Source organism: Halomonas sp. R57-5 (assembly GCF_900070345.1).
GTDB lineage: Bacteria > Pseudomonadota > Gammaproteobacteria > Pseudomonadales > Halomonadaceae > Vreelandella > Vreelandella ventosae_B.
Genome location: NZ_LN813019.1, coordinates 1,860,387 through 1,879,016, shown reverse-complemented (window position 1 = coordinate 1,879,016; position 18,630 = coordinate 1,860,387). Strand labels below are relative to the sequence as shown.

The 18,630-nt window shown below is 53.8% G+C and carries 21 protein-coding genes; 2 read left to right on the top strand and 19 right to left on the bottom strand.

The window, feature by feature from the left end:
* Window positions 1–123 precede the first annotated feature (123 nt).
* Window positions 124–1,812, top strand: coding sequence for an energy-dependent translational throttle protein EttA (ettA, locus tag HALO_RS08605; RefSeq protein WP_050713310.1), 1,689 nt, complete (start codon window positions 124–126; stop codon window positions 1,810–1,812).
* Window positions 1,813–1,922: 110 nt separating this feature from the next.
* On the opposite strand, the gene coq7 is transcribed toward ettA, so the two are convergent.
* The 6 genes from coq7 to phaR all read right to left on the bottom strand — a co-directional run bounded on the left by coq7 (window position 1,923) and on the right by phaR (window position 6,197).
* Window positions 1,923–2,564, bottom strand: a complete 642-nt coding sequence (gene coq7, locus HALO_RS08600; RefSeq protein ID WP_035584072.1) for a 2-polyprenyl-3-methyl-6-methoxy-1,4-benzoquinone monooxygenase — start codon at window positions 2,562–2,564, stop codon at window positions 1,923–1,925.
* A 38-nt stretch (window positions 2,565–2,602) separates the two neighbouring features.
* Window positions 2,603–2,944, bottom strand: a complete 342-nt coding sequence (locus tag HALO_RS08595; protein ID WP_035584075.1) for a histidine triad nucleotide-binding protein — start codon at window positions 2,942–2,944, stop codon at window positions 2,603–2,605.
* A 30-nt stretch (window positions 2,945–2,974) separates the two neighbouring features.
* Window positions 2,975–3,847, bottom strand: a complete 873-nt coding sequence (locus tag HALO_RS08590) for a phosphoribulokinase (protein WP_035584077.1) — start codon at window positions 3,845–3,847, stop codon at window positions 2,975–2,977.
* Window positions 3,847–4,287, bottom strand: coding sequence for an acyl-CoA thioesterase (locus HALO_RS08585; protein ID WP_050713309.1), 441 nt, complete (start codon window positions 4,285–4,287; stop codon window positions 3,847–3,849). Before HALO_RS08585 ends, HALO_RS08590 begins: the two co-directional genes overlap by 1 nt.
* A 40-nt stretch (window positions 4,288–4,327) precedes the next feature.
* On the bottom strand, window positions 4,328–5,614 hold the full coding sequence (gene purD, locus HALO_RS08580) for a phosphoribosylamine--glycine ligase (protein WP_035584084.1): 1,287 nt from the start codon (window positions 5,612–5,614) through the stop codon (window positions 4,328–4,330).
* A gap of 67 nt (window positions 5,615–5,681) precedes the next feature.
* Window positions 5,682–6,197 carry a polyhydroxyalkanoate synthesis repressor PhaR gene (gene phaR, locus HALO_RS08575; protein WP_035584088.1) on the bottom strand — a complete coding sequence of 172 codons (516 nt, stop codon included), beginning with the start codon at window positions 6,195–6,197 and terminating at the stop codon, window positions 5,682–5,684.
* 136 nt (window positions 6,198–6,333) lie between these two features.
* Here phaR and HALO_RS08570 point away from each other — a divergent pair, with 136 nt between their 5' ends.
* Window positions 6,334–7,047, top strand: coding sequence for a 16S rRNA (uracil(1498)-N(3))-methyltransferase (locus HALO_RS08570; RefSeq protein ID WP_035584090.1), 714 nt, complete (start codon window positions 6,334–6,336; stop codon window positions 7,045–7,047).
* 22 nt (window positions 7,048–7,069) lie between these two features.
* Here HALO_RS08570 and rloA3 read toward each other — a convergent pair whose 3' ends face one another.
* From rloA3 to hemH, 13 genes are all read right to left on the bottom strand, one after another.
* Entirely contained in the window at window positions 7,070–7,624 is a 555-nt protein-coding gene (gene rloA3 / locus HALO_RS08565) for a retropepsin-like aspartic peptidase RloA3 (protein ID WP_035584094.1), read from the bottom strand.
* Between the two features lie 41 nt (window positions 7,625–7,665).
* Window positions 7,666–8,937, bottom strand: coding sequence for a lytic murein transglycosylase (locus HALO_RS08560; RefSeq protein ID WP_035584097.1), 1,272 nt, complete (start codon window positions 8,935–8,937; stop codon window positions 7,666–7,668).
* A gap of 68 nt (window positions 8,938–9,005) precedes the next feature.
* Window positions 9,006–9,452, bottom strand: a complete 447-nt coding sequence (locus HALO_RS08555) for a DUF3429 domain-containing protein (protein WP_035584100.1) — start codon at window positions 9,450–9,452, stop codon at window positions 9,006–9,008.
* Window positions 9,449–10,906, bottom strand: a complete 1,458-nt coding sequence (locus HALO_RS08550) for a DASH family cryptochrome (protein ID WP_035584103.1) — start codon at window positions 10,904–10,906, stop codon at window positions 9,449–9,451. Before HALO_RS08550 ends, HALO_RS08555 begins: the two co-directional genes overlap by 4 nt.
* 100 nt (window positions 10,907–11,006) lie before the next feature.
* Window positions 11,007–11,147 (bottom strand): DUF2256 domain-containing protein, encoded by a 141-nt coding sequence (locus HALO_RS08545; RefSeq protein ID WP_081899156.1) that lies wholly within the window; start codon window positions 11,145–11,147, stop codon window positions 11,007–11,009.
* Between the two features lie 219 nt (window positions 11,148–11,366).
* Window positions 11,367–11,771, bottom strand: coding sequence for a monovalent cation/H(+) antiporter subunit G (mnhG, locus tag HALO_RS08540; protein ID WP_035584105.1), 405 nt, complete (start codon window positions 11,769–11,771; stop codon window positions 11,367–11,369).
* A complete protein-coding gene (locus tag HALO_RS08535) occupies window positions 11,764–12,033 on the bottom strand; it encodes a monovalent cation/H+ antiporter complex subunit F (RefSeq protein ID WP_035584108.1) in 270 nt (89 codons plus the stop codon). The genes mnhG and HALO_RS08535 overlap by 8 nt, the downstream gene beginning before the upstream one ends.
* The gene (locus HALO_RS08530; protein WP_022522734.1) at window positions 12,033–12,506 is read right to left on the bottom strand and encodes a Na+/H+ antiporter subunit E; all 474 of its coding nucleotides are present in this window, start codon (window positions 12,504–12,506) and stop codon (window positions 12,033–12,035) included. Before HALO_RS08530 ends, HALO_RS08535 begins: the two co-directional genes overlap by 1 nt.
* Entirely contained in the window at window positions 12,503–14,107 is a 1,605-nt protein-coding gene (locus HALO_RS08525; protein WP_050713308.1) for a Na+/H+ antiporter subunit D, read from the bottom strand. Before HALO_RS08525 ends, HALO_RS08530 begins: the two co-directional genes overlap by 4 nt.
* Window positions 14,104–14,451 carry a Na+/H+ antiporter subunit C gene (locus HALO_RS08520; protein ID WP_007113325.1) on the bottom strand — a complete coding sequence of 116 codons (348 nt, stop codon included), beginning with the start codon at window positions 14,449–14,451 and terminating at the stop codon, window positions 14,104–14,106. Before HALO_RS08520 ends, HALO_RS08525 begins: the two co-directional genes overlap by 4 nt.
* Window positions 14,452–14,469: 18 nt before the next feature.
* A complete protein-coding gene (locus HALO_RS08515) occupies window positions 14,470–14,901 on the bottom strand; it encodes a Na+/H+ antiporter subunit B (RefSeq protein WP_035563150.1) in 432 nt (143 codons plus the stop codon).
* Complete coding sequence (locus HALO_RS08510; RefSeq protein ID WP_035585644.1) at window positions 14,894–17,245, bottom strand: putative monovalent cation/H+ antiporter subunit A; 2,352 nt, start codon at window positions 17,243–17,245, stop codon at window positions 14,894–14,896. Before HALO_RS08510 ends, HALO_RS08515 begins: the two co-directional genes overlap by 8 nt.
* A 228-nt stretch (window positions 17,246–17,473) precedes the next feature.
* On the bottom strand, window positions 17,474–18,553 hold the full coding sequence (hemH, locus tag HALO_RS08505; RefSeq protein ID WP_035584114.1) for a ferrochelatase: 1,080 nt from the start codon (window positions 18,551–18,553) through the stop codon (window positions 17,474–17,476).
* Window positions 18,554–18,630 lie beyond the last annotated feature (77 nt).

Sequence of the window (18,630 nt, the reverse complement as noted above, 5' to 3'; positions counted from 1 at the left end):
TTTTTAAGAAAAATAAAGAACAGGAGTATAGAAAAGAGAAACTTAACTTTTACTTTTTCTGCTTTGAGCGTTCATCACCTCTCTCAAAGCCCCATGATAACTTAATTAGAGGAAAAATAGACCATGTCAAAAGGTGACAAAAAAGGTCAAACAGGTTCTTACGTTTTCACCATGAACCGGGTTGGCAAAGTAGTGCCACCCAAAAAGCAAATTCTCAAGGATATTTCGCTCTCGTTTTTCCCGGGCGCCAAAATCGGCGTACTGGGTCTTAACGGTTCGGGTAAATCCACACTGCTGCGCATTATGGCCGGTGTCGATAAAGAGTTTGAAGGTGAAGCTCGTCCGATGCCCGGCATCAATGTKGGCTACCTGCCCCAGGAGCCGCAGCTAGACGACGAGAAAAACGTCCGCGACACCGTCGAAGAAGCGCTAGGGGAGATTAAACAGGCGCAGGAGAAGTTGGATGGTGTGTATGCGGCCTATGCAGAGCCCGACGCCGACTTTGATGCGCTGGCCAGCGAGCAGGCCCGGCTTGAAAATATTATCGAAGCTGCGGATGCTCACAACCTGGAGCGCAAGCTTGAAGTGGCTGCGGAAGCACTGCGCCTGCCCCCCTGGGAGGCCAAAGTGGGCAATCTCTCGGGCGGTGAGCGCCGTCGTGTAGCACTCTGCCGCCTACTGCTTTCCAGCCCCGATATGCTGCTGCTTGACGAGCCAACCAACCACCTTGACGCAGAGTCGGTGGCGTGGCTAGAACGTTTCCTTCACGACTACAACGGAACCGTCGTGGCAATCACCCACGACCGCTACTTCCTAGACAATGTGGCGGGTTGGATTCTGGAGCTTGACCGTGGCCAGGGCATCCCGTTTGAGGGTAACTATTCCCAGTGGCTGGAGCAGAAAGACCAGCGTCTGAATCAAGAAGCCAAGCAGGAAGCCTCGCGTCAGAAAGCCATCAAGCAAGAGCTTGAGTGGGTGCGCAGTAACGCCAAGGGCCGCCAGGCAAAAAGCAAAGCGCGTCTTAACCGCTTTGAAGAGATGCAGTCAGGCGACTTCCAAAAACGTAATGAAACCAATGAGATTTATATTCCGCCTGGCCCGCGCCTGGGCGATAACGTCATTGAGTTTCGTGATGTGGCCAAGCGCTTCGATGACAAGCTGCTCTACCAGAACCTCTCCTTCACCATTCCCCAAGGTGCGATTGTCGGCATCGTCGGCGGTAACGGTGCGGGTAAATCGACACTCTTCAAACTGATCACTGGTAAAGAGCAGCCAGATGAGGGCGAAGTCCTGGTGGGTGAGACGGTCGATATCGCTTACGTCGAGCAGCTACGCGACGGCTTGGACGACAAGCAGAGCGTCTGGGAAGCCGTTTCCGATGGCCAGGACATCCTCAACATTAATGGCTACGAAGTCTCCTCGCGCGCCTATGTGGGCCGATTTAACTTTAAAGGCAACGATCAGCAGAAACGCTTATCGGAGCTTTCTGGCGGTGAACGCGGCCGTTTACAGCTTGCTCAAACGCTTAAGCAAGGCGCGAACGTGCTACTGCTTGATGAGCCCTCCAACGATCTGGATATCGAAACCCTGCGGGCACTGGAAGACGCACTTCTGGCCTTCCCTGGCTGCGCCATGGTGATCTCCCACGACCGCTGGTTCCTTGACCGGATCGCCACGCACATTATGGCCTTTGAGGGTGACTCCGAAGTGGTCTTATTTGAAGGCAACTACGCGGAGTACGAAGAGGACCATAGAAAACGGGTAGGTAACGATACGCCTAAGCGCATGAAGTACAAGCGCATTGATGCCTGATCACCAGCATCACGTTGACAGTCGACATTGACAGCGCAAAGGCCCCGCACAGCGGGGCCTTTTAGGTTCTAAAGCCTGGATTGTAAAATCGATAGCGCTATCAGTACGCGTCAAAAATGATAGACGCTTTTGGTCACCATTTTTGCAACCAAACGCACACCCCACTTAGCCGGTGCCGGAAAACGGACACCGCCAGCCTCTAAAGCCAGCTGGGCGTGGTGAGCATCATCAACGGCCATTTGGCGCAGTATGGCCCGCGAGCGGGTGTCGCCGCTGGCTAGCGACTGTTGATCTGATTCAAGCTGTTTGCCTGCCTGCTCCTCGGCCGCGGCGACCAAACCTAAGCTGATGCGATCGCTGACCGCCCCAGTGGCTGCGCCAATGCCAAAGGAGGCGACATAGAACAGCGGATTTAAGTAGCTCGTTCGACTCTGCAACTGCTCTAAACGCTCATCGCACCAGGCTAGATGATCAATCTCTTCCCGTGCCGACTGTTCCAACTGGTGACGCCCATGCGGAAGTTTAGCGGTCACGCCCTGACCCTGATAGAGCGCCTGAGCACACACCCCTCCGGCATGATTAATGCGCATTAAACCCGCCGCATGGCGGCGATCTTGATCGTCGAGCGTTCCCTCGGCCACACCTTCAGCAGGACTGGTACGCTGCGGCGAAGCAGCATGTGGCATAAGCGTCCGTAAAACGGTATCAAACTGATGTATTAGGCGATCTGAACGACTCTGTTGACGATCCATGGCAACACCTCGTTGTTTGCGATAGCGGTCTGCTTAGCTCAACCGGCAGGCCATGTGAATGCGCGCCCACCCAGTAAATGCATATGGATATGGTAGACCGTTTGTCCGCCCATTTCGTTGCAGTTCATCACCACGCGATAGCCATCCTCAGCAAAGCCCTGCTCACGGGCAAGCTTGGCAGCGGTAAACTGAAGCCGCCCTATCATGGCAAGCTCAGCCTCTTCGATATCATTGAGCGTGGCGATATGCTTTTTAGGGATGATCAACTGATGAGTAGGCGCTTGGGGGTTGATATCATTGAATGCCATCACGTGGTCATCTTCATAAACGATATCAGCGGGAATTTCACCCTGGATGATTTTGCAAAACAGACAATCCATACCGCTCTCCTTTTATGAGTTCCTTGTCACTTAACGAAAACGCCGCTGAGATAATAAGTGGCGAACCAAGGGCGCAAGAATTAGCTCCATCGCCAACGACATCCGCGCCCCCGGCACCACCAACGTATGCGGGCGGGTCATAAACGAGTCCTTAATCATCGCCAGCAGCCAAGGGAAATCAACGGTGGAGGGATCCCGAAAGCGGATGACCACGAAGGACTCAGCATCGGTGGGAATATCCTGCACTTCAAAAGGGTTAGAGGTATCGACAGTCGGCACACGTTGAAAATTGATGTGCGTACGCGAAAACTGCGGTTGGATATAGCGTACATAGTCATCCATCCGGCCCAGGATAGTGTCGATAACCGCTTCCTGTGAGTAGCCACGCAGCTTGGTGTCGCGGTCAATTTTTTGAATCCACTCAAGATTCATGGTCGGCGCCACACCTACCAACAAGTCCACATGGCGGGCAATATCATACTCTTCGGTAACCAGCCCGCCATGCAAGCCTTCATAAAACAGCAGGTCGGTGCCACAAGGCAGCGACTGCCACTCGGTGAAGGTACCTACCCGGCAGCCAGCTTCGATTTTCTGCTTATCTTCGGCGTGGATATAGTGCCGAAAAGTACCCGAGCCGTGCTCGCCATACTCACTGAACAGCCCTTCCAAGCGGTCCAGCAAGTTCGCCTCTACGGCAAAATGCGAAAGCTCGTCCTTACGCTCGGGCTCTTCCCGGAAGATGCGGTGCAAATCATCGCGGGTATAGCGGTGAAAGGCATCACCATCGACCATCGCCGCATGCACATCTTCGCGCAGGAACATGCGCTCGAAGCTGCGCCGAACGGTGGTCGTCCCCGCCCCTGAAGAGCCGGTCACCGCGATAATCGGATACTCCCGTGACATCAGCCACACCTCGCATGAGAAAGCGCTTGTTTCACCGGCTCAGGCACCTCGACAGGACGCCCGGTAGTCACATCGATCAATAGCTGATTGACTCTCGCGGTGGCAACTACCTGCTGGGAGTCCGCTTGATAAATACGCTGATAAATCGTCAATGCTTTACCTTGCGGTTCAGGCACGGCGGTGGCAATCGTTAACGCATCGGGCCAGCGCGCTTCACTTTGATACTGTACGGCGAGATCAGCGACCACCGTAGGATACCCGTGCATATCCCACTCAGGCAGATCGAGGGCCGCGAAGGCTTGAGTGCGCGCCTCGTGAAGCAGCGATACCAGCGCATCATGCCCCAAGKGGCGGCCATAGTTCATGTCGGTTACCCGCACCGTCAAAGGGTGACGATGTATGACCGCCTCAGCGGGAAAATCCAGCTTGACACGCTCCATGCCTGTTTCCTCGTTAGTCTTAGCTTGGCGTAAGGCCTGCTTACCCCTCGCGGGTAATCGCCCTAAAGGCGATATCACGACGACACTCAACACCGTCCCAGTGAATAGCGTTAACGCCTTGATACGCTTGCTGCTGCGCCTCAGAGACGCTGTCACCCAGTGCTGTCACGCATAGCACCCGGCCGCCTGCCGTGATGATCTCGCCCTGGGTATTTTGCGCGGTGCCCGCGTGAAATACTTTGCAACCCGTTTGCTCGGCCGCTGCCAAACCGTGAATCACATCGCCTTTGCGATAGCTGCCTGGGTAGCCGCCAGCCGCCAAAACCACGCCCACAGCGGCACGGGGATCCCATTCGCAGCGTTGTCCAGCTAGCTTGCCCTGGGCACCCGCTAAACAGAGTTCAGCGAAATCAGAGGTTAGGCGCAGCATAATAGGCTGGGTTTCAGGATCACCAAAGCGGCAGTTGTACTCAATAACCTTGGGGTTACCGGCTGCGTCGATCATCAGGCCTGCGTATAAGAACCCCGTGTAGGCATTGCCCTCTGCGGCCATACCACGCACAGTGGGCAGAATGACCTGCTCCATGATACGTGCGTCAACTTCAGGCGTGACCACCGGCGCTGGCGAATAGGCGCCCATACCGCCGGTATTGGGGCCGGTATCACCATCATAGGCACGCTTGTGGTCTTGGCTTGTAGCCATGGGGACGACATTTTCACCGTCCACCATGACAATAAAGCTCGCCTCTTCGCCCTCCAAAAACTCTTCGATGACGACACGCGCGCCCGCATCGCCAAAGGCGTTAGCTTCCAGCATGTCGCGAATAGCCGCCTCAGCTTCGGCTTCGCTCAGCGCCACAATGACGCCTTTGCCCGCCGCCAAACCATCCGCTTTAATCACAATAGGCGCGCCCATTTTGCCTAAATAGGCAAGCGCTGGGTCAACTTCAGTAAACGTTTGATAGTCAGCTGAAGGAATATTGTGGCGGGCCAAGAAGTCCTTGGTAAATGATTTTGAACCTTCCAACTGGGCGGCCGCTTGAGTAGGGCCAAAAATAGTTAAACCAGCCGCCTGAAAACGGTCAACAACACCGTCTACCAAGGGGGCTTCTGGACCCACCACCGTTAAGCCAATCTGCTCATCACGGGCAAAGGCGACCAGACTATCTAGATCTGTTGCAGCAATCGCTACGTTGGTCAGCGTTGCTTCCGTCGCGGTGCCCGCATTGCCGGGGGCCACAAATACCTGCTCAACCAGATTAGATTGCGCCAACTTCCAAGCCAGGGCATGCTCGCGACCACCGCCGCCTATCATCAAAACCTTCATGTGCATCCTTCTCAAACGGGAGAGCGTATATCGGCGGCATTATGCCACAGCGCAGCACCAAGTGGGGTCAGGAGGAGGGTTTGTTATCTTTGTTGGCATCGTTGGCTTCGCTGGCATCGCCCTCATGCTGCTCGGTATTACCCGACTCATCGGCTTGACCCGGCTGATTCAAGGTATTTTGCCAAAAGCGCATGTTCTCTTCGGCGAGCTCGCGCATAAATTCCAACGGTGTGTTACGCATTGCCTGCTTCCACTGACTCTGCAGACGTTTCTGCTGCTCCAACATCAGTTGGGTTCCCTGCTCAAGGTAACGCGACAGCGGCAGCGGTGAGGTCATATCGTAAACACGGATTAACTGTGCCAACAGGTCGTTAGAAAACACTTCTGCTTCACTGTCAGCCTGCTCCTGCTCGATAATGATAGAGAGCAGAATAGTCCGCGTTAGATCTTCTCCGCTTTTGGCGTCTTCCACCCGAAACGGTTCTTCTTCGATGATTAAACGGCGCAGGTCTTCCAGCGTCACATATCGGCTCTGCTGAGTATCGTACAACCTGCGGTTTGCATATTTGCGAATCACGCGCACGGCGCATCTCCTTAAACGCGATAGGGACTTTTTATTCCCGTTACTGATATTGTGCCTGCACTACGCGCCCATGCAAGCCACCTTAATAGTTTAGCAAGGCGTACCGTGCCTGCTTTGTGACCAATAGACCATCATTATGAATTTGATTCTGCTCAATCCCAACGATCTCACTGACGATGGCCACGTCTGCATTACCGATCCACGTCGACTGACACATCTTCGAGATGTCCATCGCTCGGCCCCCGGCGACCTGCTAACCGTTGGTGTTCAAGGCGGCACGATGGGTAAAGCGCTGCTAAAAGAACTCACCGCTGAGCGGGCCTATTTCCAACTGGAAACCCTCGACGAACCGCCTCCACCACCGCTACCCGTGCATTTGGTATTGGCCCTACCCCGCCCGCGCATGTTGGCACGTACCTTGGAGCACGTGACCGCGCTAGGTGTCAAAGAGATCACCCTGCTCCATACCAAGCGGGTTGAGAAGAGCTACTGGCAGTCCCCAGAGTTACGCCCGGATAAAATTCACCAGCACTTGGTGCTTGGCTTAGAGCAAGCCCGCGACACCCAGCTACCCTCGGTTACCCTAAGTAAAGGCTTTCGTCCTTTTTTGCAGCAGCAACTGCCTGAATTGCTCAGCGAGCGCCGGGGACTGGTGGCCCACCCAGGCATGCCCAATGCCTGCCCCAGAGGTATCAGTGACCCCACCTTGCTATTGGTAGGCCCTGAGGGCGGCTTTATTGCTTGGGAGGTAGAGCAACTCATCTTGGCAGGCTGCGAGGGGATGCATCTTGGTCCACGCATTTTACGCGTTGAAACAGCCGTGACCGCGCTTCTGTCACGGCTGTTTTAAACATCTTAGCAGGATGAACCCATCAGGACTGATCATCTTCCGGGTCGTGGGGCACAACGGTCGCGTTTTCCCCGCACCCTGGCTCTTGCAAAAAGGTTTCACGCACATCCAGTAGGCCAAGGTGGCTAATGGTGCGGCGCCCAAGCAGCAGCGGGTAGTTCATATCGCCACGGTCGCGCAGACTAAACTGTTCTTCGTAAATGGTATCGCCCATACAAACTTCCAACAGCACCACGGGGCGCTCATCACGACCACCTGCACCGCGCACGGTAAGCTCGCGGTAGAGCGGCCGCTCGATTTGATCGCTAAACACTTCACCACTTCCCTGATCTTCAAGCTTCAACCGAAAACGAACCCACTCCTCGTCATCCTGCTCGAACATCTCAATATCCCGGGCGTCTAACGAGGAGGTTAATGCTCCGCTATCGAGCTTGGCTTTTACTTCGATATCCCAGGGTTGTAGGGTGGCTTTTTCAACCCAGCCGAATACCTGATCATCATCTGCCATCGTCGTGGAGGCAGACAGAAAGGCTCCTAATACCACACTGCTAACAAATATCTTACCCATCAATTGCATAACATCATCCTTGGAAAGTAAAAGCATCCGATAAACGCGACTTACTGCGAACGCTGACGTAGCTGTTCAAGCAGCTCCTGGGTCGCAAACCCATCCGGTATTACCCCTTGATCACGCTGAAAGTTCCGCAACCCTTGCCGCGTATTGGGCCCCATAACGCCGTCAGCGCCACCCACTGAGTAGCCTACACGGTTTAATGCGCGCTGAAGTTCTTGAACATCGTCACGGGTCAGCGGCGCTTGCTCCCGCGGCCAGCTGTGCTGAATGCCCTCGCGTCCAGCGATCGCATCGCCTAACGTCGCGACAGCCAGTGCATAACTGGTGGCATTGTTATAGCGTAAGATCGCACGGAAATTGGCACCTACCAAAAAGGCGGGGCCATCCGCGCCAGCGGGTATCACAATGGCTGCACTATCAAAGTTCGGCAATTCACCCTGCTGCGCCCGCACGCCTTGACTGCGCCACTCATCGCTGCTGCGTCGCTCGGTCTGGGCGTAATCAAACCCTTCAGGCAGGCGTACCTCAACCCCCCAGGGCTGGCCGGCTTGCCATCCAGCCCGATCAAGATAGTTGGCCGTAGACGCCATAACATCGGGAATACTGTCCCAAATATCGCGCCGACCATCACCATCGCCATCAACCGCATAGGCTTCAAAGCTGCTGGGAATAAACTGGGTATGGCCCATGGCCCCAGCCCAGGAGCCTTTCATCTGTTCAGCGGCGATATCACCTTGGTCAATAATACGTAAAGCCGCGAGCAGTTCACCGCGGGCAAAGTCTCGGCGCCGACCATCGTAAGCCAGTGTGGCGAGAGATTCCAAGGTCGAAAAATCGCCAAAATTACTGCCGTAATTGCTCTCAATACCCCAAATGGCGACGATTATTTCAGCGGGCACCCCATAGCGCTGCTCCATTTGCTGCGCGGTATCACGGTGATCAGCCAGCTTCTCTTGGCCGTTAGTAATACGCGTGGATGAAACCGCAGTATCAAGATACTCCCAAATAGGGCGGACAAACTCAGGCTGGTAGCCGTCCAGTTCAATCACACGCTCACGGAAACGAATGCCATCCAGGGCGTTACTTAGCGTCGCTTCGCTGATCCCTTGGCCAGCAGCATATTGGCGAAAATCTCGCAGCCACTGTTGGAAATTAGCGTAGCTAACCTCTGAAGCAGCCTGAGTGTCGACTTCTGACATCAGTTGGGGGCTTGCTTGCACCCGGCCACTGCTCAGTGCCAGTGCACCGACAAAAAATAGAAACGTCGCATACAGAGCAGGGCGCCCCTTGGCTGACCCATTTACTTTCAAAGACATAGCATCAATCTCTCGGCAATCCATGGCATTGTTCTGATAATGGCCCAGAAAAGCAACGGATACTAGCCCTACCCTCTCAGGCGTAGTAAAACGACCAAGTGTAATAGCCCCACTACCACAGTAAGCAAGCCACGAAGTGTAAAGTACCAAGTAGGAAAGCCCTTCCGACCGACACGACTACAATCGTAGCTGCCAATCAGAATAAACCCGGCCAATAGTACCCAAAGTCCCGCTGCAACGTTAAGCAGCAGTGCAGGCCATGCGATTAAGCTGGGCAGCATGGCTAACAGTAAACGCCAACGATTACCTGGCCTAGCCACCTGCAACGCACTGCCCCAGTGCACACCACCCAAGAAAGAGAGAATTATAGCGCTGTAGTAAACAAATCCATCAATGGCAGTTGCCTGCCATACCAACGGCGCGAACCATACCAGTACGCCGCCAGTGATGAATGGAACAAGACCAGCGAGTCCCAGACACCACGCGAGGCGGCGCTCGCTACTCCACAACGTCATAGCGCCTTAGCCCTTACAGCAAGTTCATGACGACTCACTTCATCACTTGCTTGATGTTCTAAGCAAGGAATTAGCCATCGCTCCCACTGCTCGGGCACAACGCAGGGAGCCTCAAACGCAGAGGGATCTGCCCGCCACGGCTGTTGGCGCGCTAAACCGTAGGGTAGCTTTTCAAGCGGCTTCAGCCAATGAGCCACATAAAGCCCCTGGGGGTCGTAATGCCCCGCCTGCTTGAGTACATTAAAGTAACGATCTTGGCGTGGGTCTCGACCAACCCCCGCAATATAGCGCCAGTTGCCCCAGTTGCTGGCAACGTCATAATCAATCAGGCAGTGCTCAAACCATAATGCCCCCAAACGCCAATCAACCTTTAAGTCTTTGACCAAAAAGCTGGCAACGTTTTGTCGGGCACGATTGGATAGCCAACCAGTGTGGCGAAGTTCCAGCATCGCGGCATCCACAAACGGCAGCCCCGTGGTGCCATTACGCCAAGCATTGAAAGCAGCACACGGCTTGTCAGTCTGCCGAGCGCCAAACATCTTCTCACCTTCCAATTGGGCAGCGCGGATAAAATACTCTCGCCAGAGTAGCTCGAAGGTAATCCAATAGCTCGATTCATTGCTTCCGTTTTCCACTTCCCACGCTTTCACCGCGTCATTGACTTGGCGAGCCGACAGGCAACCACGCGCCAGCCAGGGTGAAACGCGGGTTGAGAAATTAGCCCCCAGCAGCCCATTGCGGGTTTTTTTGTACGCTTCGCCGCCCTGTTGGCGCCAAAGGTAATCTTTCAGCCGCGCATGCGCCGCCGATTCCCCTCCCCAATAGGCATAACCTTGGCGCGGATCAGGCTGCCAGTTGGCGCTCTGCTCGCAAACGGCTTTTAGCGGAGGGAAACCTCTAGCTGCCTCTGGCCAGGGGGGCAGCGTTACTGGGGCGCAGCGGCTGGCGGGGACAGCGCATTCATCCTCAACACTGCGCCTAAAGGCAGAAAAGCTGCCAGGCAGCGCTTCGCGTTCAAAAGGCAGTGACTGGCGATTAATCAGCCGCCCACTCTCTAAACAATCTAGCGCGGTCTGGCTGGGCAAATCTTGTGCAACCGCGGCAATATGCGCGGTTTCCTCAACGCCAGCATGGTCGGCTACACGTACTTGCCGGGCGTTAAGCGTTGATGCCAGCTCAATCACCACATCACTTGGCTTACCGATACGTACCAGCAGGTCACTACCGCGCTGCAGTAGCTCCCCGCGCAACTCCATTAAGCTTTGCCATAAAAAGCGCAAGCGCGCAGGCCCTATACGTGGTGTCGATTCGCCATCGATTAGCGGCGAGAACCACTGCTCATCTAACACATAAAGACACAGCAGATAACTAGGGGGCGAGGTGAAATGTAGAAGCGGGTTATCAGCAACACGCAGGTCGTCTTGCAACCAGACTATATCAATCGTGCTGTACATGCTTGTGCCTCCTAGGGGTACATGACTACCCAGAACTGGGTGCCAAGCGCATTAGCTGCTTAGGGCCTGCTGACGTTTCACTCACTATCGCGATGAAACGTCAGCAGGCCTTAGCACTACGGCGGCACCTTTCGCTGCAGTAGCGCACCTCGTCCCAACAGCGCGCCCACTTTCTTCGCCAAGTGAACGGTCGCTGGCAATGAGCGCAAGTTTTTTGCGGCAGATGTTGTTTGCGTCGCATGCTCTCGTCTCATCACACTTTTGCGTAGCATGTTAATAAACATGAACGCATTATCTTATACAGTACAACTATTGTACATTATTTTATTGTACAGACTTTGCTTCTGTCGAAATAATTAGGGTTGCTTGAACACTCACTATCCCAGACGCAAAAAAGCCACCTTCGGGTGGCTTTTTTGCGTTATTCAATGGCTAACGATGTGACCTGCTCTAGTCAAGCCTAGTCAGGGTCAGTCTCGCGGGGTTGTCGCTTGGCATTTTCCTGGGTTTCCAGGCCACTTTTAAGCTCGTGGGTTAAAGGGTCGTAGTTAGGGCGTAACTCATCCTTTACAGTACCGCTCCACAGCTTTGAGCCGACAAAGTACCCGGCGCGGCCAATCACGTGAGCGGCTACCGGTGCGGTCATCAAAATAAACACAATGATGGCAAACGAACGTGCCACGATACCCACTTCAGCAAAGTGCATGGCGGCTGCCAACATAATTAAAATGACGCCGAGCGCCGCGGCTTTGGTGGTGGCATGCATACGGGTTAACAAATCAGGTAGCCGCAGCAGCCCGACGGAGGCAAGCAACATAAACAGCGCGCCAGCGATGATCAATGTGCCTTTTATAAAATCAATCATCTCGCGGGCCTCCCCTTTCCAGAAAGCGTGCAAACGCAATGGCCGCTAAGAACCCCATCAAGGCAATCACAATGGCCGCATCCAGAAAACTAGCCACGTTCGACTTGATGGCATAAACCCCAACTAAGCCCACCACGGTAGTTGAAAACAGTTCTAACGCCACGACGCGATCGGGCAAGCTTGGGCCACGCACCACACGCACAAAAGTAAGAATTAATGCCAGGCTCATAATGACTTGGCTTATTAAAATGACAGTATCCATTAGCGAAACAGCTCCAAAGCCCGGTGCTCCATCTCTTTTAAGTTGCGCCGCAGCTCCTCCTCGTTATCTAAAAACATCGCATGGATATACAGTACCTTGCGATCATCCGACACATCCAGGCTTAAAGTGCCGGGTGTCAGTGAAATGAGATTAGCCACCAGGGTAATTTCCATTTCGGTGCGGGCAGAAAGCGGCATCGCAATGACCCCAGGTTTCATATGCCAAGGGGGAGTGACAATATCGAAAGCGACGCGCAAGTTGGCTTGCACCAATTCTTTAAGAAAAAAACCGATAAAACCAATAAAACGCGGGACTCGCGCCGGGTAGCCCTTCAGGGAGTCGAGCTGAGGCTCAATGAGTATCAGCGTAATGTAACCAAATATTAGCCCGACAAGGAGGTTTAAGCCGCTGAAGTCACCGCTTAAAAGCACCCACGCAAGGCCTAGCAGCAGGTTCCAAATGGCCCCAGTCATTGCACTGCCTCCCCGGCGTCAGCCTCAGGTTGCTTTTCTGCTGTGGTGGAAGGTTCCAGCAGCACATTTTCGACGCTCGCTGATGCTCCTAGCACGGCTTCTATATACCCCGAGGGKTCAAACAGTTGATCACCAATGCCCATCATCACCCACATAATGGGCTCGGCAAGCACACCGATGAGCAGTGAAAATAACGCCAACACCATTACCGGCAAATACATCATCCACAGGCTGGGCTTTAGCAACCGCCCGTCATCGCCAGTAGGTGTGGTTGTTTCAGGAACGTGATTGTCTTCTGGAAGAGACTTCCAAAACACCTCATTCCAAATTTTCACCATGGAGTAGAGCGTCATTAGTCCTACGGCCAGCGCGATGCCGGTAACCCAATAGGCTTCAAGCTCTAAACCGGCACGCACAATCACAAACTTGGCAAAAAACCCTGATAGCGGCGGTATCCCCGCCAGCGAGAAGGCAGACAGAAAGAACGCCACCGACAGCCAAGGGCGCTCTCGGTACAACCCGCCCATTTTTTTAAGCTGGTAGGTAGCTTGCAAACGATGGGTGATGCCACTGATCAAGAAGAGGTTGGTCTTGACTACCATATTATGCACGATGGCAAACACCCCCCCGGCGATTGCCAGAGGGGTGTACAACGCCAAGCCTAGAATCATGTAGCCAATCTGGCTGACAATATGAAACGACAGAATACGCCGGAATTCGTGCTGGGCTGCAGCGCCGAGCACGCCCGTGACCATGGTAAAAGCAGCGCCCCAGAGCATGATGTCCTGGAGATAACCCATGGTTTGATCAAACATCAGGGTGAAAACACGGAACATGGCGTAAACACCCACTTTGGTGAGCAGCCCGGCAAACAGGGCAGAAACAGCTACCGGAGGGGTGTGGTAAGAGGCTGGCAACCAGAAAAACAGKGGAAAGGCGGCTGCTTTGATCCCAAAGGCCACCATAAACATGACCGCTAGTACTTCGACCATGCCAGTATGCTCCGCCTCGTCCATGCGCAGCGCGATGTCTGCCATGTTGAGGGTGCCTACCATGCCATAAAGCAGCCCTACCGCGGTCAGGAAGATGACCGATGCCAACAGGTTAAGGGTGACGTATTTAATCGCCCCTTCCATCTGCGCCCGTTCGCCACCCAGGATTAACAACGCAAAAGAGGCTACCAGCATTACCTCAAACCATACGTAGAGGTTAAAAATATCACCGGTCAAAAAGGCGCCCATCACGCCGGCGAGCAACAAATGCATTAATGGATAGTAGCCAAATTTCTCATGGCCTCTACCAGTCGTGGCCAGCGAGTAAATACCCATTGCCAAGCCAATAATCGCGGTCATCAATACCATCACCGCGCTCAACAGGTCAGCAATCAAGGTAATACCAAAGGGGGCTGGCCAGCTCCCCATCTGCATAGTGACGTAGCCATCCGACAACGTCACTACAAACAACCAAAGGCTAACCATCAGCAGCGCAACATTGCCTGCTACGGCCATAAAGCGCTGCATGGGGCGCGAACGCCAAAACAGCAGAGAGATTGCCCCTGATAGCAAGGGCAAGAGGACGGGAAGGGCAACTTCAGGCCTCACGTATCAGTATCCTTCATCTTATCGAGATCATCGGCCTTAACCACTTCGTAGGCGCGTCGAATCAACACCACAGCAAAGGCAAGCACCCCAAAAGCAATCACGATCGCTGTCAACACGACTGCCTGGGGCAAGGGGTCGGCCACGCCGCTGGGGGGCTGCATCATACCTTCAGGGATAAGCGGTGGTGCCCCACGGGTCATGCCCGCCGTGGTAAAAATCAGTAAATTGGCAGCATTAGAGAGCAGCATTAAGCCAATCACCAATTTAACGATAGAGCGGCGTAACATCATAAAAATAGCCGTCGCATAGAGCAGGCCAATGGCCACTGCCATTAATGGTTCCATGCTGTGCCTCCTGTTAACTCAAGGTTCATCCTTGTCGACCTCCATAAGCGTCATCACCATACCGGTGACCGAACCCAGCACGGCAAAATAGACGCCTATATCGAAAATCAGCGGCGTAGACGCTTTAAAGTCGATGATGGGGATGGTCCACCATTGGGCGGTCAAAAAGGGTTGGCCCATAAACCAAGCCGGCACCACCGAAATCATCCCCAGCAATAAGCCAATGCCAATCAGGTCACGGGGGTCGACCATGCGCAGCACTTCTTTTGTGGCGCTTACCCCGAAGGCAAACAGGTAGAGCGTAAACGCCCCCGCTGCTACCAACCCGGCAATGAACCCGCCGCCCGGCTCATCGTGCCCCCTTAACAGCAGGAAAACAGAAAACAGCAGCTGTAGAGGCATTAAAAAGCGCGCAGCAGTATTAAGAATAATCGTGCCCGACTTAACCATCGTAAGGCTCCTTCGCAGCCACTTTGCTGCTCTCGGCGGTTTTTGCGTCGCTGTTTTCTCCATGACGCAGCTTTAACATGGCGATAACACCGATCGCGGCGAGGGCTAACACGAACATCTCGCCTAGCGTATCCAAGGCACGGTAATCGACCAAAATGACATTGACGATATTGCGGCCGTAGGCCAAAGGTGCACTGTTCTCAATCATATAGGTCGAAATGGGTTCAAACTGTTGAATGCTCCACGAAGTCATAATCAGCAGGCATATCAAGATACCTACCATCGCGGCCACCACGCCGTCACGTATGCGTTCCAGACTGGTGGAAAGATTCGAAAAGCGCGGCAGCCGGAACAGCACCAGTACCAGCAAAATAACCGTTAAGGTCTCTACCAACAGTTGGGTAATGGCTAGATCTGGCGCACTGAACAGAATAAAAATTAACGCAATGGAGAAACCCATGACACCTACGGAAACTACTGCCCCCAGCCGCGATCGAGAAATGGTCGCAAATAGKGCCCCCATCACCATGGTGCCCGCCACAACCACCTCGTGGAAACGCACATCCAGGTCAAAGGCAAACACTGGCGAATGGCGCAGCAGAATTGAATTACCAATCAGCGCTATGAGCGTGATTAACATCACCAGGATGTAGTTACGCATATAGCCGTTTTGCAGTAGCCGTGTTTGCCACTCTGAGAAGTGCACAATGCCATTCATCATGCTTTCATATCCGGCTTCGGGGCCATGACGCATCACCGGTGCCAGCACAGCAAGCTTGCCTCGCACGCTGTCCCAACGCTTAAACAGCAAAAAGCCGAGGCCAAGGCTAATGATCGACATTATCAACGCGACATTGATGCCATACCAAAGCGACAGCGCCACCTCTATCGTTTGCCCGGATATCGCCGTGGCGGTTGCCGTTAATAACGCATCAGCGCCCAACAAAGCGGGCATTAGGCCCAGTAAAAGCGATCCCAACGCGAGTAACGCAGGTCCTATTAGCATGCTAAACGGCGCTTCATGAGGCTCAAGCGGTGTATGGTGACGTTTACCGTAAAAAGGGCGTAACGCCACAATAAAGGCAACGGCGATAGTCAATATTGAAGCCAGGAAGGCGAACAATACCAATAGCGTTTGGAAGCTATCGGCGCCGAGCACTGACTCAAGCATTAACTCTTTACCGATAAAACCAAGTAGCGGCGGCACACCAGCAAACGAGAGTGCTGCGACCAAAGCAACCGTGGCGGTTACCGGCATCAGCGGGCGTAGTCCACCCATCTGAGTGACGTCTTTGGTGCCAGTTTCGTGATCAAGAATACCGGCGACCATAAACAGCGCGCCTTTATAGAGCGAGTGCGCTAACAGGAAGGTGACAAAGGCGGTCATCGCGTACTCGCTGCCGATGCCTAATAACATCGTCAGCGTGCCCAGCGCCATTATGGTTGAGTAGGCAAGCAGCTTTTTGATATTAGTGTGGTGAATCGCTAAAAACGCCCCGACCAGCATCGTGGTTGCGCCGACCACGGAAAGAATGCCGACCCACATCGCCGTACCGCCAAGCTCCGGGTGTAAACGTGCTAATAAATAGATGCCTGCTTTCACCATAGTGGCAGAGTGCAGGTAGGCGGAAACCGGGGTCGGCGCCGCCATGGCGTTAGGCAACCAGAAATGAAACGGAAATTGCGCCGATTTGGTGAAAGCGCCCAGCAGCAAACAGATCAGCATGGGTGTGTAGAGCGCATGTTCGCGCAGGTCGGCTTCCTGGCCCAGAATCTCCGCCAGCGACCAGCTACCGCTGGCAATCCCTAACAGCACCAACCCAGCCATTAATGCCAAACCGCCCGCCACGGTGACGAATAAGCCCTGCCGTGCTGATTTACGCGCATTAATGTCAGCGTGATTAAAACCAATCAGCAAATAGGAGGTAATGCTGGTCAATTCCCAGAAAATAAATAGCGTCAACAGCCCATCCGCTAATACCAGCCCCAGCATCGAGACCATGAAAGCGACTAAGGCGATATGAAAGCGTGGTAGATCAGGGTGACCTTTAAGGTAGCCGCCGGCATACACCAGCACACAGGCCCCCATAACGGTAATCAGCAGCCCAAACAGCAGCGATAAACCGTCCAGCAGGAAAGTAAGGCTAATACCCAGCGAAGGCACCCACTGCCACTCTAACAGTAGGCTGCCATGCTCAATGACCGCGGGGGCTTGGAGTGCCAACCACGCCGCCAGGCCAGCGGGAAACATAGCCAGCACCAAGCTAGTGCGCTGACCGAACCAGCCGTTCAACATTGGCGACAACGCCGCCAGCACGAAACCCATTAATACGGCGAATTGTATCAAGCGAAACCTCCTGAATAATGCAAGGCTCACCATCAAACAGCGGCTAAAGCCCAGGCATCGTGCCTTATCACTGGCATGCCAGCGTTGAATAATAGTGATTCTAAAGTTGTACACCTTATAACAGTCAGTTTTGGCTGACCAGTCAAACCCTTAAACGCAAATAGCCGCAGGCGTCTTGATTCGCACTGCGGCTAGTTTGAGCTAGCATTGACGATAAATGTGGCGCTAAGGAGCCGATAGCCATCCGGCTAATTCATTATTGATGACGGCAAGCAAGGCCTCGATATGGTCGTCACGATCATTCAGGCAAGGGATATAGCTGAACGTTTCGCCCCCCGCTTCCATAAAGCTATCGTGTATCTCCTCCTCGATCTCCTCCAAGGTTTCGACACAGTCGGAAGAGAAGGCAGGCGACATAATGGCAATGTGTTTATGTCCCTGCTTGGCGAGTTCCGCCACATGCTTGACAGTTTGCGGGCCGACCCATTTTTCGGGCCCAAACTGCGACTGAAAAGCGGTATCCACCTCCTCTTTACTAAAACCCAGCTTCTCACGCAGCAGGCGCGTGGTTTTCTGGCACTGACAGTGGTAAGGATCCCCCTCCATCAGATAGCGCTCGGGGACACCATGGTAGCTGGCCACCAGCTTAGTAGGCCGGGTTGATAAACCGTCGTAGGCTTCTTGTACTGAATTGGCCAACGCCTGAATGTAGGCAGGATGTTCAAAATAAGCCGGCACCGTGCGTATATAAGGTTGCCATTTCATCTTCATCAGGGTGCGAAATGCCTGGTCATTCGCCGTGGCCGTGGTCGGTGAACCGTACTGAGGGTAAAGCGGAAAAAACACGATTCGCTCGCACCCTTTCTCTTTTAATCGCGTCAGCACGCTTTCCGTCGAGGGATTGCCGTAGCGCATGCAAAAATCGACTTCGACGTCATCACCGTAAAGCGCTTTTAACCGTGCGGTCATTTTTTCAGTCTGAGCGCGAGTAGTTGTCAGCAGCGGGCTTTCGTTTTTCTCGTTGTTCCAAATACTTCGGTACGCTTTACCCGATGAGAATGGCCGCTTGGTCAAAATAATCAGCTGTAGCAACGGCTGCCATTTCCAACCGGCATAGTCGACCACGCGCTTATCAGACAGAAATTCATTCAGGTAACGACGCATTGACCAATAGTCAGTGGCATCCGGGGTTCCCAAGTTCGCTAGCACCACGCCCACTTTGGCACGTGGCACCGGTGGATGATCGCTAGGTGCATGGGCCAAGCGGCCCTCGCCCGGCTGATCCTTGACGACATTCTCGGTCATTAGTCATGCTCCTGGAAAATTACGATCTCGCTAACACTCGGTACAAGCTAATTAAATGCTATCACTTTTCGGCAAAC

What these genes read in the sequence shown, in the direction of transcription:
- coq7 (WP_035584072.1), bottom strand. Translation starts at nt 2,564, where the DNA reads ATGGATCGTCAACAGAGTCGTTCAGATCGCCTAATACATCAGTTTGAT.
- HALO_RS08595 (WP_035584075.1), bottom strand. Translation starts at nt 2,944, where the DNA reads ATGGATTGTCTGTTTTGCAAAATCATCCAGGGTGAAATTCCCGCTGAT.
- HALO_RS08590 (WP_035584077.1), bottom strand. Translation starts at nt 3,847, where the DNA reads ATGTCACGGGAGTATCCGATTATCGCGGTGACCGGCTCTTCAGGGGCG.
- purD (WP_035584084.1), bottom strand. Translation starts at nt 5,614, where the DNA reads ATGAAGGTTTTGATGATAGGCGGCGGTGGTCGCGAGCATGCCCTGGCT.
- HALO_RS08570 (WP_035584090.1), top strand. Translation starts at nt 6,334, where the DNA reads ATGAATTTGATTCTGCTCAATCCCAACGATCTCACTGACGATGGCCAC.
- rloA3 (WP_035584094.1), bottom strand. Translation starts at nt 7,624, where the DNA reads ATGCAATTGATGGGTAAGATATTTGTTAGCAGTGTGGTATTAGGAGCC.
- HALO_RS08560 (WP_035584097.1), bottom strand. Translation starts at nt 8,937, where the DNA reads ATGTCTTTGAAAGTAAATGGGTCAGCCAAGGGGCGCCCTGCTCTGTAT.
- HALO_RS08555 (WP_035584100.1), bottom strand. Translation starts at nt 9,452, where the DNA reads ATGACGTTGTGGAGTAGCGAGCGCCGCCTCGCGTGGTGTCTGGGACTC.
- HALO_RS08550 (WP_035584103.1), bottom strand. Translation starts at nt 10,906, where the DNA reads ATGTACAGCACGATTGATATAGTCTGGTTGCAAGACGACCTGCGTGTT.
- HALO_RS08545 (WP_081899156.1), bottom strand. Translation starts at nt 11,147, where the DNA reads ATGCGACGCAAACAACATCTGCCGCAAAAAACTTGCGCTCATTGCCAG.
- mnhG (WP_035584105.1), bottom strand. Translation starts at nt 11,771, where the DNA reads ATGATTGATTTTATAAAAGGCACATTGATCATCGCTGGCGCGCTGTTT.
- HALO_RS08535 (WP_035584108.1), bottom strand. Translation starts at nt 12,033, where the DNA reads ATGGATACTGTCATTTTAATAAGCCAAGTCATTATGAGCCTGGCATTA.
- HALO_RS08530 (WP_022522734.1), bottom strand. Translation starts at nt 12,506, where the DNA reads ATGACTGGGGCCATTTGGAACCTGCTGCTAGGCCTTGCGTGGGTGCTT.
- HALO_RS08520 (WP_007113325.1), bottom strand. Translation starts at nt 14,451, where the DNA reads ATGGAACCATTAATGGCAGTGGCCATTGGCCTGCTCTATGCGACGGCT.
- HALO_RS08515 (WP_035563150.1), bottom strand. Translation starts at nt 14,901, where the DNA reads ATGGTTAAGTCGGGCACGATTATTCTTAATACTGCTGCGCGCTTTTTA.
- hemH (WP_035584114.1), bottom strand. Translation starts at nt 18,553, where the DNA reads ATGACCGAGAATGTCGTCAAGGATCAGCCGGGCGAGGGCCGCTTGGCC.